The sequence below is a fragment of the Bradyrhizobium sp. CCBAU 25360 genome, from assembly GCF_028128695.1.
Taxonomy (GTDB): Bacteria; Pseudomonadota; Alphaproteobacteria; order Rhizobiales; family Xanthobacteraceae; genus Bradyrhizobium; species Bradyrhizobium ottawaense.
Genome location: NZ_LBJA01000044.1, coordinates 473,922 through 490,270, shown reverse-complemented (window position 1 = coordinate 490,270; position 16,349 = coordinate 473,922). Strand labels below are relative to the sequence as shown.

The 16,349-nt window shown below is 65.3% G+C and carries 13 protein-coding genes; 8 read left to right on the top strand and 5 right to left on the bottom strand.

The genetic code is table 11. From position 1 onward, the window contains the following. Positions 1 to 24 precede the first annotated feature (24 nt). Entirely contained in the window at positions 25 to 1,497 is a 1,473-nt protein-coding gene (locus tag XH81_RS32560; protein ID WP_028145488.1) for a caspase family protein, read from the bottom strand. 427 nt (positions 1,498 to 1,924) lie between these two features. Here XH81_RS32560 and XH81_RS32555 point away from each other — a divergent pair, with 427 nt between their 5' ends. Genes XH81_RS32555 through XH81_RS32545 form a run of 3 tightly spaced genes read left to right on the top strand, consistent with a single transcriptional unit; the run spans position 1,925 to position 5,820 of the window. Continuing rightward, complete coding sequence (locus XH81_RS32555; RefSeq protein WP_028145487.1) at positions 1,925 to 2,956, top strand: TRAP transporter substrate-binding protein; 1,032 nt, start codon at positions 1,925 to 1,927, stop codon at positions 2,954 to 2,956. Further along, the gene (locus tag XH81_RS32550) at positions 2,956 to 4,830 is read left to right on the top strand and encodes a TRAP transporter large permease (RefSeq protein WP_028145486.1); all 1,875 of its coding nucleotides are present in this window, start codon (positions 2,956 to 2,958) and stop codon (positions 4,828 to 4,830) included. Before XH81_RS32555 ends, XH81_RS32550 begins: the two co-directional genes overlap by 1 nt. Before the next feature lie 12 nt (positions 4,831 to 4,842). Then, positions 4,843 to 5,820 carry an NAD(P)-dependent oxidoreductase gene (locus XH81_RS32545; protein WP_028145485.1) on the top strand — a complete coding sequence of 326 codons (978 nt, stop codon included), beginning with the start codon at positions 4,843 to 4,845 and terminating at the stop codon, positions 5,818 to 5,820. Here XH81_RS32545 and XH81_RS32540 read toward each other — a convergent pair. Continuing rightward, the gene (locus tag XH81_RS32540) at positions 5,817 to 6,983 is read right to left on the bottom strand and encodes an ABC transporter substrate-binding protein (protein ID WP_028145484.1); all 1,167 of its coding nucleotides are present in this window, start codon (positions 6,981 to 6,983) and stop codon (positions 5,817 to 5,819) included. The genes XH81_RS32545 and XH81_RS32540 overlap by 4 nt on opposite strands. Positions 6,984 to 7,312: 329 nt before the next feature. Between XH81_RS32540 and XH81_RS32535 the strand changes: the two genes are divergently transcribed. From XH81_RS32535 to XH81_RS32520, 4 genes are all read left to right on the top strand, one after another. Beyond that, positions 7,313 to 9,703: a bifunctional diguanylate cyclase/phosphodiesterase gene (locus XH81_RS32535; RefSeq protein WP_049801816.1), complete on the top strand. Its 2,391-nt coding sequence runs from the start codon at positions 7,313 to 7,315 to the stop codon at positions 9,701 to 9,703. Positions 9,704 to 9,805: 102 nt separating this feature from the next. Beyond that, positions 9,806 to 11,107, top strand: coding sequence for an MFS transporter (locus tag XH81_RS32530; RefSeq protein WP_028145482.1), 1,302 nt, complete (start codon positions 9,806 to 9,808; stop codon positions 11,105 to 11,107). A gap of 156 nt (positions 11,108 to 11,263) precedes the next feature. Then, on the top strand, positions 11,264 to 13,846 hold the full coding sequence (locus XH81_RS32525) for an EAL domain-containing protein (protein ID WP_028145481.1): 2,583 nt from the start codon (positions 11,264 to 11,266) through the stop codon (positions 13,844 to 13,846). Positions 13,847 to 13,950: 104 nt separating this feature from the next. Then, entirely contained in the window at positions 13,951 to 14,145 is a 195-nt protein-coding gene (locus XH81_RS32520) for a DUF6894 family protein (protein ID WP_244429102.1), read from the top strand. A gap of 77 nt (positions 14,146 to 14,222) precedes the next feature. On the opposite strand, the gene XH81_RS32515 is transcribed toward XH81_RS32520, so the two are convergent. Together XH81_RS32515 and XH81_RS32510 are read right to left on the bottom strand one after the other, a co-directional pair. Further along, a complete protein-coding gene (locus XH81_RS32515; protein ID WP_370092875.1) occupies positions 14,223 to 14,432 on the bottom strand; it encodes a hypothetical protein in 210 nt (69 codons plus the stop codon). 90 nt (positions 14,433 to 14,522) lie between these two features. Continuing rightward, a complete protein-coding gene (locus tag XH81_RS32510) occupies positions 14,523 to 14,732 on the bottom strand; it encodes a cold-shock protein (protein WP_028145479.1) in 210 nt (69 codons plus the stop codon). Positions 14,733 to 15,174: 442 nt separating this feature from the next. Between XH81_RS32510 and rpsU the strand changes: the two genes are divergently transcribed. Next, positions 15,175 to 15,450 carry a 30S ribosomal protein S21 gene (rpsU, locus tag XH81_RS32505; protein WP_028145478.1) on the top strand — a complete coding sequence of 92 codons (276 nt, stop codon included), beginning with the start codon at positions 15,175 to 15,177 and terminating at the stop codon, positions 15,448 to 15,450. A 161-nt stretch (positions 15,451 to 15,611) separates the two neighbouring features. On the opposite strand, the gene XH81_RS32500 is transcribed toward rpsU, so the two are convergent. Then, positions 15,612 to 16,223: a TetR/AcrR family transcriptional regulator gene (locus tag XH81_RS32500; protein ID WP_028145477.1), complete on the bottom strand. Its 612-nt coding sequence runs from the start codon at positions 16,221 to 16,223 to the stop codon at positions 15,612 to 15,614. Positions 16,224 to 16,349: the final 126 nt, after the last annotated feature.

Genomic DNA, 16,349 nt, shown 5'->3' with positions numbered 1-16,349 from the left:
GATCAATGTCTATGCCGGACAGTCTCAGTATCTGCGGTAGTCGCCGCGATAATGGTCGCCGCCGCCGCGGCCGCCCATTCCCATGCCGATCCCGATTCCGATGCCGATACCCTGCATCACGGCGCCGGGCGGCGGGCCGGGGGGCGGCGCGCGCTCGTAGACCACTTCCTCGGGCGGCGGGCGGCGCTTCGGCGGTGTCTCGACCACCTTGCGCTTGGGCGGGGTGTCGTCGACGCGCTTCTTGATCACGGGCGCGACGCTCGGAGTGACCGGCGTTGCCGGGCTCGACGGCGTCGAGCACGGGCAGGTCGGGCCCATCGCGACGGCGACCGGGGGCGCTGCGGCGGCGATGGGGACGCCGTAGTTGCGGTTCTGCACGCGGAGCAGCAGCCTGCGCGCGGTTGCCGCGAGATCGCTGTTGTCCCAGTTGGCGAGATAGGCCTCGAACGAAGCGCGGGTGTTGATCGCAGTTGCGCGTTCCCAGGCCAGCATCTGGCGTCGCCGTTCCAGCACCGTGCGCACGCGCGGCGTGCGGGTGTCCTGAGCGTAGAGCTCGATATAGGCCTGATACGCCGGCACCGTGTCGTCGGTGATGACGAGTTCATAGGCGACCATGGCCGGCTTGCCCTGTAAGTCCCTGCGCCAGTCCTCGACGCTGCGCGTGCCGCTGGCGAGCGCCATCGAGGAGGCGCCCGGCATGGCCGGCTGGCTGCCGCTGCTCTCGCCGAAGAACTTGAAGTCGGTTGTCAGCGAAGAGCTTTCCCAGGGGATCTGCCGTCCGTCGGTCGATTGCGCGACGGCGACGCGGATGCGCTTGAACACTTCCTCGATCGGTAGATTGGGCTGCTTGGCAACGGTCAGCGCTGCCGTGGTGTAGGGGCTGTCGATGCCACTGCCGTCCTCGGCCTCGGCGCCGGGCGAGGTTGAATAGGAGATGAAGGAGCCCGGCGCGCCGGCCTTGGTGTCGACGATCGCAAGCCCGTGGCCGGCGCCGCTGAGCGCCGGGAACGGATTGTTGCGGCAGGCATCGAGCATGAAGATGCGCGCCCGCGTCGGCAGCGCGCCGAGCGTGTTGAGCATGTCGTTCAGCCGCACGCCCTGGAGCGGAATGTCGGCCTCGCGCTTGGGATCGAGATCGACCGGCACCAGATAATTCTCGCCGTCGATCTGCAGGCCATGGCCGGCATAAAACACCAATGCCACCGTGTCGGCGCCGCTGGCGCTGACCTTGCCGGCGAAATCCGAGATCGCCGCGCGCATCTCGCTCTGCGCCAGGTTGGAGGCCGTGGTGACGGTGAAGCCGGCATTGCCGAGCAGCTCCGTCATGCCCTTGGCGTCGTTGGCGGCGTTGGGCAGCTCGGGCACGGTGCGATAGGCGGATTGGCCGATCACCAGCGCGAGCCGCGCTTCGGCCGCGGCCCCCGTCGGTGTCATCAACTGTGCGAGCGCAAGAAAACCGGAAGCAAGAAGCAAATTGGGAAGGGCTGGACGGCGCATGATGTCACCTCCATCGGCAATACGTGCGATGATGTCACTTTTTCTAGGGGGCCGCCATGCGCCTGTCTGTGCACTGGATCACGCTCGGCGTGCGGCAAAATGGGGCAGAACGTTTGCCGGAGCTGGAAGGGCATCGTTCTGGGCACATCCATGTGAATTGCGCATTGATCCATGCTCCAATTGGATCGATGCCAAGTCTACGCGAAAGCGCCCTCGCGCAGATGAGGCCGCAGGCCGATCCGCATCGCAAATGCCGGGAATCACAGTCGTTCTGGAGCGCTCGCGGACTGACGGAACGCGCCGCGGGCGCGCTCTGCGGCGGCCGGCCGCCACGCTTGCCTGCGCCGTCGCTTTGGCCATACAGTCCACGCAACAGGCCACGGCAACGACCGCGGCGAACAAAAAATAATGTGGGAGAGACCGCACCATGACCATCGTGCCCGTGAACCGTCGCGCGTTCATCAAGTCATCGGCGGCGGTCACCGCCGGCCTCGTGCTCTCCCCCGCCATCATCGGCCGCGCCGAAGCCGCGACGCTCAAGCTGAAATGCTCCTCCTCGCTGCCGAACGATCCCAAGTTCGCCAACGGCCGCGTCTACTACGACAACCTCGTCAAGAATTTGAAGGGCAACGGGCTCGGCGAGCAAGTCGAGGTCGCGTTCTTCCCCGACAACCAGCTCGGCCAGGAGATCGACGTCATCAACTCGGTGAAGCTCGGCGTCATTGATCTCATGGTGTCAGGCTCCTCGATCTCGGCCAATCTGGTGCCGCTGGTCGGCACCTACGATCTCGGCTTTCTGTTCTCCAGCTTCCCGCAGCAGACCAAGGCGTTCGATGCCGGCGCCGCCAAGCCGATCGAGGACGCCCTGCTCAAGGGCGGCAACATCCGCATCATCGCCTGGGCCTATAATTTCGGCTCGCGCAGCGTATTGGCGAAGAAGCCGGTGAAAACGCCGGAAGATCTCGCCGGCCTCAAGATCAGGACGCTGCCGAACCCGGTCATCACGGAATGCCTGCGGCTGATGGGCGCCGCCGCGACGCCGCTGGCCTTCGGCGAAATCTATACGGCCTTGCAGGCCGGCGTGCTTGACGGCCTGGAGCACGATCCGCCGACGATCCTGGCCAGCAAGTTCTTCGAGACGGCGAAATTCTACGCCCTGACGCAGCACAATTTCTCGCCGCTTGCGATCTACTTCAGCGACATGACCTACAACCGCATGGACCCGAAGCTGCGCGAGGGCTTTCTCGATGCTGCGAAGAAGGCCGCGGCCGACACGCGTGCCCATGGGCTTGCGGTCGAGAAGGAGGCGCTGGCGGCCTTGACCGAGAAGGGCGTGACGGTTGCCGAATGCGACCGCGAGGCCTTCAAGAAGCGGGTCGCGCCGCAGACCGAGAACTTCATCAAGGCCCGGCCGGAATCCAAGGCCGTCATCGACATCATCCGCGCGACGCAAGCCTGATGGCCAGGTCTGAGATGGTGGTGACGGCCGCCGTGCCCGTTTCGGCCGGCCGCCACGGCAGCATCGCCCTGCTGCTTCAGCTCAGCGACGCGATCGCGGCCATCCTGCTCGCCGCCGATCTCGTGGTGGTCTGCGTCTCGGTGCTGCTGCGTTTCTTCTTCAACGCGCCGGTCGAATGGTCCGACGACGTCGCGCGCGGGCTGATGGTCGGTTCGGCCTTCTTCGGCGCGGCGAGCGCGCTCGCGCGCGGCGAGAATGTCGGCGTGTCGTTCTTCCGCGATCTCCTGCCGCTGCGCCTGCGCGCGCTGGTCGATGCCGCCGGCGCTCTGCTGGTGGTGCTGATCTCGGGTTACGTCGCCTATAATGCCATCAAGCTGGGCTCATTGACTGCAGGCCAGACCACCGGTTCCGGCCTGCCGCTGGAGCTGACGTTCTATCCGATGGGCGTCGGCGCGCTGTTCATGACGGTGTTCGCCATCGACCATCTCTGCGCGAGGCCGCTTCCCGATATCGTCAGGGGGATCGTTGCGATCATCGTCGTCACCGGGCTCTATCTCGCCTGGGATTATCTGTCGCCGTCCTCGGTGCCGTCGGCGGGCACCTTGATGCTGATCGGCTTTTTCGTGACGCTGTTCGGCGGATTGCCGATTGGCTTTGCGCTGGCGCTTGCCGCGCTCATCTTCATCTGGGTCGAGGGCGCGCTGCCCGGCGTCATCTTCGCCCAGCAGATGGCGCGCGGCATCGACAATTTCGTGCTGCTTGCGATCCCGTTCTTCATCCTCGTCGGCTATCTCATGGAAGCCAACGGCATGTCGGTGCGCCTGATCGAGCTGTTGCAGCGCGGGGTCGGCCGCATGCGCGGCGGACTGAACGTCGTGATGGTGGCGTCGATGGTGCTGTTCTCGGGCATCTCGGGCTCGAAGATGGCCGATGTCGCCGCGGTCGGCTCGGTGCTGATCCCGGCGGCGCGCCGCTCGAAGCAGAACCCCGGCGGCGCAGTGGCGCTGCTGGCGGCGTCCGCGGTGATGGCGGAGACCATCCCGCCCTGTATCAACCTGATCATTCTGGGCTTTGTGGCCAACTTGTCGATCGGCGGCCTGTTCGTTGCGGGGCTCTTGCCGTCGGCGCTGATGGCGCTGGTGCTGATTGCGGTGTCCATCATCTTCGGCAAGCGGCCGGACAAGGTCGAGGACGTCGAGCCGCAGATGCCGGTGTCGGGGCTGTGGAGCGGCGCGATCGCCTCGTTCGGCCTGATCTTCATGATCTTCTTCGGCTTCAAGAGCGGCTTTGCCACCGCGACCGAGATCTCGGCCTTCGCGGTGGCCTATGCGCTCGTCGTCGGCAGCGTGGTGTTCCGCGAGCTCAGCTTCAAATCGGCCGCGCACAGCTTCGTGCAGGCGGCGACGCGCGCCGGTCTCGTGCTGTTCATCGTCGCCGCCGCGCAGTCGCTCGCGTTCACGCTGACCTTGCAGCAGGTGCCGCATGCGGTCGGCGATTTCATGCTCGGTTTGTCGAAGACCTCAGGCGTCTGGCTGTTCATCCTGCTCGCGATCGCCGTGCTGATCGTGATGGGCTCGGTGCTGGAGGGCGCCGCCGCGCTGATCATCTTCGGGCCGCTGCTGTTGCCGGTGGCCGTGCAGCTCGGCGTCGATCCCCTGCATTTCGGCGTCGTGCTGGTCATCGCCATGGGCATCGGTTTGTTCGCGCCGCCGCTCGGGCTCGGCCTTTACGGTGCCTGCCTGATCGGCAACGTGCCGATCGAGCAGACGGTGAAGCCGATCATGGGCTATCTCGGCCTGTTGTTCCTCTGCCTGCTCGTCATCGCCTTCGTGCCATGGCTGTCGACCGCGCTGCCGCGGGCATTCGGTTACTGAAGGAGTTTTGTCGTGAAGGTTCTGCTCGCTCACACGCCGGAGATGCGGCGCAATTACTATGGGGATCGCAGCCTGAGCGGCCTGCGCGCGGCCGCCGAGGTGATCCTGCACGAGAGCGACGAAACCCTGGACGCCGCCGGCCTCGTGCGCGCCGCGAAAGATGCCGACATCATCGTCGCCGATCGCATGACCGAAGGGCGCGGCGAGATTTTTGCGCAGCTGCCGCGTCTGCGGGCCTTCGTCCGCTGTGCCGTCGACATCCGCAACGTTGACGTCGAGGCGGCATCAAAGGCCGGCGTGCTCGTGACCCGGGCCGGCCCCGGCTTCGTGCAGGCGGTCGCGGAGCTCGCACTCGGCTTCATGGTTGATCTCTCCCGCGGCATATCCCGGGCGACGGCGGACTACCAGGCCGGGCGCAAGGTCGAAGCGCGGATGGGCCGCCAGCTCGCCGGCGGCACAATCGGCATCATCGGTTACGGCAGCATCGGCCGCTATCTCGCCGAGGTCGCAAAAGTGCTGCGCATGGAGGTGCTGGTCTCCGATCCCTTCGCGACCGTCAACGATGCCGCGATCCGGCAGGTCGGCCTCGACGAACTGCTCGCCGCGTCGGATTACGTCGTCTGCCTTGCGATCGCCAACGAGCAGACCGAGAACCTGATCGGCGCGGCGGCGTTGGCGCGCATGCAGAAGCATGCCGTTTTCATCAATCTCTCGCGCGGCAATCTGGTCGACGAGGCGGCGCTGGCGCGGGCGTTGCGCGATGGCCAAATCGCCGGCGCGGCGATGGACGTCGGCCGCGCGCCTGATCAGATGCCGACGCCGGAGCTGGCGAAGCTCCCCAACGTCATCGCGACGCCGCATGTCGGCGGGCTGACGCCGCAGGCGATCGAATATCAGTCGCTGGAGACGGTTCGGCAGGTGGAAGCGATCGTCAAGAGCGAGATCCCGCCGGGCGCGGTCAACGCCGAGCGATGGACGCGGCGGCCCTAGAGCCGATCCACCGCCCTAAACGTTCCGTCCTTCTGGATCACCGTCAAGAACACCTTCGGCGGCGTGTCGATCATGCGCAGGCCGACGGTGACGGCGCTGCCGCTGATGTCGAAGCGGCCGACATCGTTGATGGCGCGGAGCAGGTTTGCGCGCGTTGGCTTCGGCCCGGCCTGTTCCAGCGCCGCGGCCGCGAGGCGGCCGGAGAGATAGCCTTCCAGCGACACGAAGTCCGGTGTCAGCGTCGGATCGAACGCCTTCTGCGCCGCCTGGTAGTCGGCGACGATCTTGAGCGAGCGATCCCATGGAAACGGTACGACCTGCGAGACGATGACGCCTTCACCGTCGGGACCGAGCTCCCTGGCCAGCGCATTGGCGCCGACGAAGGAGACGTTGACGAAGGTCGGATGGAAGCCGCTGCGGTGCGCGAGCTTGATGAACTCCGCGCAGGGACCATAGGTCCCGACCATCACGATCGCCTCGGGTTCGGCGCGCCTGATCACCCGCCAGGCTGCGGTGACCGCGCGGGTGTTGCGCTCGAACGTGCCTTCGGCGGCAAGCTCGAGGCCGCGCTTGGCGAGCGCGCGCTTGACGCCGACCAGACCGTCGCGGCCGAAGGAATCGTCCTGGTAGAAGATGCCGATGCGGGTGAAGTGGCGATCCTCCGTGAGGTGCTTGATCCAGGCCTCGGCCTCCGCACCGTAGCTCGCGCGGATGTTGACGACGTTGGCAAGCTCGAGGTCGCGCAGGAATTCGGCGCCGCTGAACGGACCGATGAAGGGGACGTTTCTGGCGCTGGTGATCGGGATTGTCGCCATCGCGGTTGGCGTGCCCACCGCGCCGATCAGCGCGAACACCTTGTCGTCCTCGATCAGGTGCAGCGTCTGCGCCACCGAACGATCGGGGTCGTAGCCGTCGTCGCGGCTGATGAGCTGGAGCTTGCGGCCGTGGACCCCGCCCTTGGCGTTGATCTCGGTGAATGCTGCGACGATGCCTTGCCGCATGCGCTGTCCGAGCGCGGAGGAGGGGCCTTCCAGCGCGGCGGCCTGGCCGAACAGGATCGCATCCTCGCTGACGCCGGCCTCGTCAGCTCTCGCTGCGAGCATGGTCGCGGCGAGGAGCGCGATGGTCAGGACGAGGGATGTCGCTGATCGAAATCGATACATCGGGGAAGTCTTGCCGAATGATGGGGAGGAGCCTCGCGCAACATATTCCTGCGAGCCTGAATAGCTCGCTAACCGGCGGCGCGTCGGCAGCCCGTAGTACTCCGGGCAAAACCGGCAAGTTGTTTCAACAATGCCGGATCATTCGGGCAGTTCATTAACTAATTCACGCGTTGCGGAATGGTCGGGTTCCGAAATTGTGCAGTTCTTAACCGCGGTCTTGTTCCGATAGCGGCGCCGGTACCTCAACCAGAGGTTCGGTTCGTCGCGGACAGGGGGACGGCGGCTTCAAGATGGGCGATCGCGATCAGAACGATCAGGATCGGAGGCGTATGACCGGATGGTGGCGTGCCGCGCCGCTGCTCGGGCTGTATCGCCCTGCGCTCGTCGCGGTCGGCGTCGGTCTTCTGTTCTCGGTCGTCGGCGCGGCTGCCGTGGCGCGGTGGGAAGATCGCGTCAACAGGATCGAGTTCGAGAACGCGGCCGAAACCGAAGCGATCGTCGTGCAGAATGGCATGGGCGAATACATCTCCAGGCTCGTCGCGCTGCGCACGCTGTTCGAATCGACCAACGACGAAGTCACCCGCAGCGAGTTCGAGACCTTCAGCGCGCGTCTGTTCGAGCGCCATCCCGGCATGCTGCGCATTGCCTGGCTGCCGCGCGTCAACCGCAAGGAGCGCGCCGAATACGAGACCGCGGCGATCGCGGACGGCGTGTCCGGCTATCGCATCAAGTCGCTCCAGAGCGCGGGCTTTGCCACGGCGCCGCAGAGCGACGAGTACTTTCCGGTGTTCTACTCGACCCAGCCGAAGACCTCGCCGGTCTACGGCATGGATTACGCCACCGTTCCGGAGCGCCGCGCGGTGCTGGAGCGCGCGCGCGACAGCGACAAGGTCGCAGCCATTCGCACGCGCCTGTTCGAGCCGAAGGAGGGGGGCCGGCTGCCCGACGTTCTCGTTGCCATTCCCGTCTACGCCAAGGGAACGTCGCGCGAGACGGTTGCGGACCGGCGCCGCAATCTCGCCGGCTTCGTGGTCGGCGTCTTCGACCTGCCGCTGTTGATCCAGGCCATTCGCGTCACCACCGGGGCAAGTCCCGCTGTCAGCATGAACGTCTATCCGCCCTTCACGGCGCAGATCGTCAGCCTGGAGCAGATGCTGCCGGATTATTCCTCGGCGGCCACGGCGCCGCAATCGATGCGGGACGTCGCGCGGGCGCTGCACTGGGCAGGCAGCCTCAAGATCGGCGATACCGACTGGCAGGTGCGGGCGGTTCCAACCGCCGGCGGTCCGCTGGAGACGACTTACGATCGCGCCGGCGCGGTGCTGATCGTCGGCATGCTGCTGACGCTGTCGCTGTCGACCTATCTCATGCTCGCAAGCCGCAATTCGCGGCGGCTGTCGCTGGCGAACCGGCGGGTGCTCGAGCTCGCCCAGACCGACATCCTGACCGGACTGCCGAACCGCGCCTTCTTCCTCACCCGGCTCGACGAGATGAACAGCCAGCTGAGCGTAAGGGGCCTGCCGTTCTCGATCCTGATGCTCGACCTCGACCGCTTCAAGAACGTCAACGACTCCCTCGGTCACGGTGCCGGCGATGCGCTGCTGCGCCAGGTGGCGCAGCGGCTGAAATCCGCCGTGCGCGCCAACGACGTGCTGGCGCGGCTCGGCGGCGACGAGTTCGCCATCATCCAGGAAACCGGCGCCGATCAGCGCGCCTGCTCGACCGAGCTGGCGGCGCGGATCGCCAAGCTCTTGACCGAACCGTTCCTGCTGCCCGGTCACCGCGTCGAGATCGGCACCAGCATCGGCATCGCCATCGCGCCGGATCACGGCAGCGATCAGGAGCAGCTGCTGAAGAAGGCGGACCTTGCGCTCTACCGTTCGAAATCGGCAGGCCGCAACTGCTTCACCATCTATGACGAGGCGATGTCAGCGGAGCTGGAGGCGCGCAACACGCTGGAGGGGGATCTGCGCGATGCCATCGCGCGGTGCCAGCTGGAAGTGCATTACCAGCCGTTCGTCGACGCGCTCAGCGGCGCGCGGCGCGGCTTCGAGGCGCTGGTGCGCTGGCGGCATCCGACACGCGGATTGATTCCGCCGGACCAGTTCATTTCGCTTGCGGAGGAGACCGGGCTGATCGTGCCGCTCGGCGAGTTCGTGCTGCGGCGTGCTTGCGCGGATGCGGCCGGCTGGCCGTCCGGCCTCGCGGTCGCCGTCAATTTGTCGCCGATCCAGTTCAAGGAAGCCCGGCTGTTCGAGGTGATCTGTGCGGCGCTCGCCGATTCCGGCCTGCAACCCCAGCGGCTGGAGATCGAGATCACGGAATCCGTGCTGCTGGAGCGCGGCGGCGAGAACCACGCCTTCATGCAGCGGCTGAAGCAGCTCGGCGTCGAGCTCGCGCTCGACGATTTCGGCACCGGCTATTCCTCGCTCAGCTATCTGACGGCGTTCCCGTTCGACAAGATCAAGATCGACAAGTCGTTCATCCGCAACCTCACCCAGCAGCCGCGCAGCTCCGCCATCATTTCCTCGATCGTGACGCTGGCGCGTGGGCTGGACATGTCGGTCACCGCCGAGGGCGTCGAGACCCGCGAGGAGTACGAGCGGCTGAAGGCGCTCGGCGTCAATTTCGCGCAAGGCTATCTGTTCGGCCGCCCGCAGCCGATCGAGCGGATCCTGTTCGACGCGCCGGCCAAACCCTCACGGCGGGACGCCGCCTGAGATCGCCCTGAAGCATCTCGCCCGACGGGCATGCGCGGAATTCGCTTGACCCGGGCACCCCCGGATGGTCGGTAGGACCGTCCAGGGATGAAACACACAAATATGCGGCTTCCGTTCTTCTACGGCTGGGTCGTGGTCGCCGTGACCTTCGTCACCATGGCCATTGGCGTCAACGCGCGCACCGCCTTTTCACTGTTCTTTCCTCCCATCGTCTCCGAATTCGGCTGGGAGCGCGGCGTCACCGCGGGCGCCTTCTCCTTCGGCTTCGTGGTGTCGGGCGTGGTCAGCCCTCTGATCGGCCGCCTGATGGACCGCGCCGGCCCGCGCGCGGTGATGGAGCTCGGCGTCGTGCTGATGGGCGGTGGGCTGCTGCTTGCGCCGCTCACCAGCGCGCCCTGGCATCTCTATGTCACCATCGGCGTCATGGTCGGCGCCGGCTCGGTGTGTCTCGGCTATTCCGGCCAGTCGCTGTTCCTGCCGAACTGGTTCATCCGCAAGCGCGGCTTCGCCATCGGCATCGCTTTCGCCGGCGTCGGCATCGGCTCGGTGACGTTGCTGCCCTGGGTGCAGCACATGATCGAGCAGACCGGCTGGCGCACCGCCTGCACCGCGATGGGCCTGCTCATCCTGGTCGTGCTGGCGCCGGTCAATCTGCTGCTGCACAAGCGCCCGCAGGACATCGGCCTCGAGCCGGACGGCGATGCCGTCTCGGCCGCGGGCGCGGCCGAACCGATCTCCAACGTCGTCGATCCCGTCTGGGTCGGGACCGACTGGACGCTGAAACGCGCGGTGGCGACCGCGCGATTCTGGTGGATCGCACTCGGCTATTTCTGCGGCCTGTACATCTGGTACGCGGTGCAGGTGCACCAGACCAAATTCCTGCTCGACATCGGCTTCAGTCCCGGTGTCGCGGTGTGGGCGCTCGGGATCGTCAGCCTGCTCGGCATTCCCGGCCAGATCCTGCTCGGCCATGTCTCCGACCGGATCGGGCGGGAATGGGTGTGGGCGATCAGTTGCGCGGGCTTTGTGATCTGCTTTGCGGCGCTGATGGCGTTGAAGTTCCAGCCGTCGCTATGGCTGGTCTACGTGATGGTGTTCACGCAAGGCGCGCTCGGCTACGGCCTCACCTCGATCATGGGCGCCGTGGTGTTCGAGATTTTCCAGGGCAAGCACCAGGGCAGCATCTTCGGCACGATCATGCTGGCGGCGCTGGCGGGCGGTGCGGCTGGACCGTGGGTGACCGGTTTCCTCTACGATCGCACCGGTGACTACACGCTCGCCTTCGCCATCGCGATGATCGTGAGCGCCTTGTCGGCACTCTCGATCTGGCAGGCCGCGCCGCGGAAGGTGCGGGCCGTCGCCGGCCGGCTGCACAAGCTCAAGGCTGGAACTGGCGCGGATTAGGTTCCGCACGCTTCAACATACCGTCGTCGTTTTCGCGGATCGTTAAGCATGCCGCCTCTTGGCGAGGGGGCGATGGCGCAGCAAGAACGTCTTGGACACCATCGGAGCGTTAGCGTCTGAGCGATTGCCGCATTTTCCCGCTCGCCGGGTCAAACGATGTCCGCCTTCGATTGTCTCACTGAAATTCCGGATGTGCTGCGAGCCGCGCTCGAACGCGCCGAGGATGGCGTCGTCATCGTCGATGACGCCCATCGCATCACGCATTTCAACGCCGCCGCGGAGCGCATCTGGAAGCTGGCGCGCACCGACGTGCTCGGTCGCGATGCCGAGATTCTCACCCTCAAGGGCTTCCAGGCCGAGCAGGTGACCGATCTCCGGGACGAGATCAGTCTCGTGCGCCCTGACGGCAGCCGCATCAGGGCGGCTGTCGCGCTGTCTTCCGTGACCATCGGCGGCGCCAATCATTACATCGTGTTTGCGCGCGACGTCACCATCGAAGCCGAGCGGCGCGTCAGGATTGGACTTCTCCACGCCGTCTCCGACCAGACCAACCGGGCGGTGATCATCAGCGACACCGAGCAGAACATCGTCTACGTCAATTCCGCCTTCACGACGTTGTTCGGCTACACCGACGCGGAGGCCGAGGGCCGCCGCGCAGGCGAGCTGATTGCCGGCCGGCACACCGATCGCAAGGCGATCGCGAAGCTCATCAAGCGCCTGATGCATGGCGGTCGCCGCGGCGAAGCCGAGGTGCTGGCCTACGACAAGGACGGCGAGGAGATCTGGGTCTGCGCCCGGATCGATGCCTTCCGCGACATGAAGGGCCGGGTCAGGCACATCTTCGCGCTACTCGAGGACATCACCGAAACCAAGCAGCTGCGCTCGTTGCAGCAGCTCATCATGGGCGCGCTCGCCGACGAGGTGCCGATCGGCGAGATCGCCGACAGGCTGTGCCGTCGCGTCGAGGAGATCGCGCCCGACGTCGTCTGTTCGCTGCTCCATGTCGATGCCGCGGGCCTGATCCATCCGCTCGGCGGCCCGAGCCTGCCCGATGATTATTCCCTCGCGCTGGACGGCGTGGCCATCGGCCCCAACGTCGGCTCCTGCGGCACCGCCGCCTTCTATGGCGAACCGGTGCTGGCGACCGATCTGGAGACCGATCCGCGCTGGCAGCCCTACAAGGCCATGCCGCTTGCGATCGGGCTGCGCGCCTGCTGGTCGACCCCGGTCAAGGCCAAGGACGGCCGGGTCATTGCGACCTTCGCCTTCTACTATCGAGAACCCCGCGCGCCGAGCAATTGGCACCGGCGTATCGTCGAGGCCTGCGTCAATCTCGGCGCCTTCGCGATCGAGCGCAAGGAAGCACGCGCCGAGATCGCGCGGCTCGCCTATCACGACATCCTCACCGGCCTGCCGAACCGCGCGCAGCTGCGGAACCTGATCACCACGGCGATCGATGCCTGCCCGACCGGCAGCCACGTCGCACTCGCTTTCCTCGACGTCGATCATTTCAAGGACGTCAATGACACGCTCGGTCATGCCGCCGGCGACGAACTCCTGATCCAGCTCGCCCAGCGCCTGCGCGAGCAAATCGGCCCGGAGGACATGCTGGGACGGCTCGGCGGCGACGAGTTCGTCATCCTGCTGCCGCAACGCAACGCCGAGAGCGCCGCGCGCGTCGCGGCCGACATCACGGAGGCGCTGGCTGCACCCTTGAAGCTTGGATCGAAGCTGATGCCGATGTCGGCCAGCATCGGCATCAGCCTCTATCCCGACCATGCTACCGACATCGACACCCTGATGCAGCAGGCCGATGCCGCCATGTACATGGCCAAGCAGGCGGGCCGCTCGACCTATCGTATCTTCAGCGCCGAGATGAACGGGCTCACCGAGCAGCGGCTGGCGCTGATCGCGGCGCTCCGCCGTGCCATCGCCGAAGGCGCGCTGACTCTCAGCTACCAGCCGCAGATCCGCAGCTGCGACGGCGCCATCCACGGCGTCGAGGCGCTGTCGCGCTGGCGCGATGCCGTGCTCGGCGACGTCTCGCCGGCAAAATTTATCCCGCTCGCCGAGGAATGCGGCCTGATCGAGCAGATCGGCCTGTGGTCGGTGCGCGAGGCCTGCCGGCAGATGGCGAGCTGGCGCCGCGCCGGGCTCAACATCCCTTGCGTGTCGGTCAACCTGTCGCCGATCAATTTCCGCAACGTCACGCTGGCGGCGCGGCTCAAGGACATCCTCGCCGAATACGATCTGTCGGCGGACGCCTTGATGCTGGAGATCACCGAAGGCGCATTCATGCAGGATGGCGTCGCCGCGCTCGAGACCATGAACGCGATCCGCGAGCTCGGCGTTGGGCTCTCGTTGGACGATTTCGGTACCGGCTATTCCAGCCTCAGCCGTCTCGCGCATCTGCCGATCCGCGAATTGAAGATCGACCGCAGTTTTATGCGCGACATCGAGCGTGACGCCAGCGCGCTTGCGATCGCCACCGCGGTGGTGCGCGTCGGTCAGGGCCTCGGCATGACCGTCGTCGCCGAGGGCGTCGAGACCGAAGGCCAGCGCAAGACTTTGGCCGAGCTCGGCTGCGACGTCGTGCAGGGCTTCTTCTACGCACCCGCACTTCCCCCCGTTGCCTTCGAGCGCTGGCTGATCGAGCACTGCGCCGAGCAGGCGAGGGCGATGCTGGGGCGGCTGGATGTGACGGCGGCGGAGAGCGACGCTGTGCGGAAGTCGGCCTAGTTGCCTTTGAGATATTCCCAGCCGGTAGGAACACATCGGCGGCCGGCGGTTTGGTCCCGCGGCGTCCGCCGCATGGGCACCGCCATCTCTGAGGGGGGCCCTAGATGTCGCAATTCTACTTCGACATCTGGGACGGTGAAGCGATCGTCGTAGACGAAGAAGGCCTGGATCTGGCCAGCCGACGGGCCGCGGAGGTCGAGGCCGCGTTGTCTCTTGCCGACATTGCCAAGCAGCTTGAGCCGTCGCCAGCAGCGATGGCCTGGCCATCAATGTCCGGGATGCGAGCGGTCTGGTGTTGAGAGCGATATCCGTCTGCGTAAGAGACCAGCCGGTCAATTGAGATCACCACAAGCGGCATGCCCGCTGATGGGTCTGGCTAGAGCAGCGAAAGCACGATGATCCCGTCTTCGAGTTCCCCTGAAGCGAGGCGCACCCGCGCCATACGCTCGAACTCCGTGCGATGCTTCTGGAGGTAGCTGAAGGCCTGCTTCTGCGTGTTGAATGTGGTGGCAAGCCGGCACGTCTTCCGGCTTGCGCCAAACGCAAGAAGGAAGGTGATGGTTCCGCCGTCCAGTTTGACTCTCACCCGGCCCCGCAAACAACCAAACCCGCTCAATCCGGAGATTGAGCGGGCAAAACGACCGTTTCAGTACATCCGTGAAACGGCGCCACGATATCAAGCCAGCGAGAGGTTCTCGGCGCTGACTTTACCTCGCATCTTGTCGGTCTTGGTCTCGAAGTTGACCTTTTGCCCCTCTGCGAGGCCGGCAAGGCCAGCTCTCTCAACAGCGCTGATGTGAACGAACACATCATTGCTGCCGTCGTTGGGTTGAATGAAACCGAAGCCCTTTTGGCCGTTGAACCACTTGACGGTACCTGTCGTCATCTTCTTCTCCAAAGCGCGCAAACGCGTTCCACGTGACGATCACGCGGTTATCTTCAACTTCGTCGATGTCGTCGGAAAAGGAGCCCGCGGGCGCATTCAACAAGGCACAGCGGCTAATGGAATCATCTCGATATAAGGGGCTTTCGGGATTTTGCAAGGAGCGAAGGCGGCTTGTTGTTGCGGAGCAGTTCTGGGTGTTCCCCGTCGAGGCGGTTTCGCGTGTGTCTGCCGACCTGCAAGCAAGCCGTTGTCGATTGACAGCGCTGCACGACAATGGTCACGTGGACCTCACCAAGCTGCTTCGCCGTGACAGGCAGGATCGGCTCGTCCGAAGCCGCGACGAGTGTCGCCGCTACTATCCTCAAAAATCGCAATGAAGCTCCTGCGCAATTTGGCTGCCGGCAGGACGTGTCGCATTCGCAGCCTCAGTCAGGAGGATCAATTGCACGTACTTGTCAGGGACAACAATGTTGAGCAGGCACTCCGTGTTCTCAAGAAGAAGATGCAGCGCGAGGGCGTCTTCCGGGAAATGAAACAACGGCGTTCCTATGAAAAGCCGTCAGAGAGAAAGACCCGCGAGAAATCTGAAGCGATTCGTCGCGCCCGCAAGCTTGCCCGGAAGCAGGCGATCAGGGAGGGGTTGCTGCCCGCGCCGCCGAAAAAGAAGCCCTTTGAACGCAAGCCGCCTTTGCCGGAAGTCAAAGCACGGACGGAGTAGAGAAGACCTTGGACCATGTGACGGCGATACCGGGGCCTTCTGCCTTGCATCGGGCGTCGCGGTGTTGCCGTGCTCTAGGGCCTGAAATCGATGCCGCGTAGCACGATGCCGGGCGGCGGGAAATTTCAGGGGCAGGGCTGTCGTTCAATAGCGACAGGACTTTACTCCGATGCCAGCCCCGTCCTCCGCCGCAAATCCGTGATCGCGCGCAGAAAGCTGTCCGCGGGCGTCGTCTCGGGATCGATCAGCCGGTGCAGGCGAAAGCCGTCTTCGAGCGCCAGCACGACGGAGGCCATCCAGGGCGGGTTCAGATTGTCGTTCCGTCCGTTGCTCTTCAACGTCGCCTCGACGATGTCGGCCACCAGCTTGCGCCGCGCGCGCAGGCGTTTGGCGAGCTCGGGGCGGCGCTTCTCGGCGCGCGCGACGAACAGGATCATCTCCATGTGCAGGAGCGGCGAGCGGGCGAGGGGATCCTGCCTGGTGCGGTCCATCGCTTTCAACGCCGCGATGAAGTCGTCGAGATTGTCGTGCCGGGCAAGGATGTCGAGGTTGCGCCGGATCGACTGCTCGACATGGTCCTCGAGCATGGCGATGATCAGCTCGTCCTTGCTTCTAAAGTTGGAATAGAACGCGCCGCGGGTGAAGCCCGCCGCCGCCGCGATCGCCTCGATGCTGGCGCCGCCGATGCCGTCCTCCTCGAACACGCGCGCGGCCGCCTCGAACAATTTGTCGCGCGTGTCGTCCCTGGTCGGCCTGGTTCTCAGCCTTGACATCGGATGAGGTTAGGGCAGAATGCAACTCGATACAACAATGTATCGAGTTGATAAATCTTGGGGATGGTTGCGCCGGGCAGTGGGGCTGCGATCGGCGTATTCGTGTCATCGGCAACCAATTTTGAG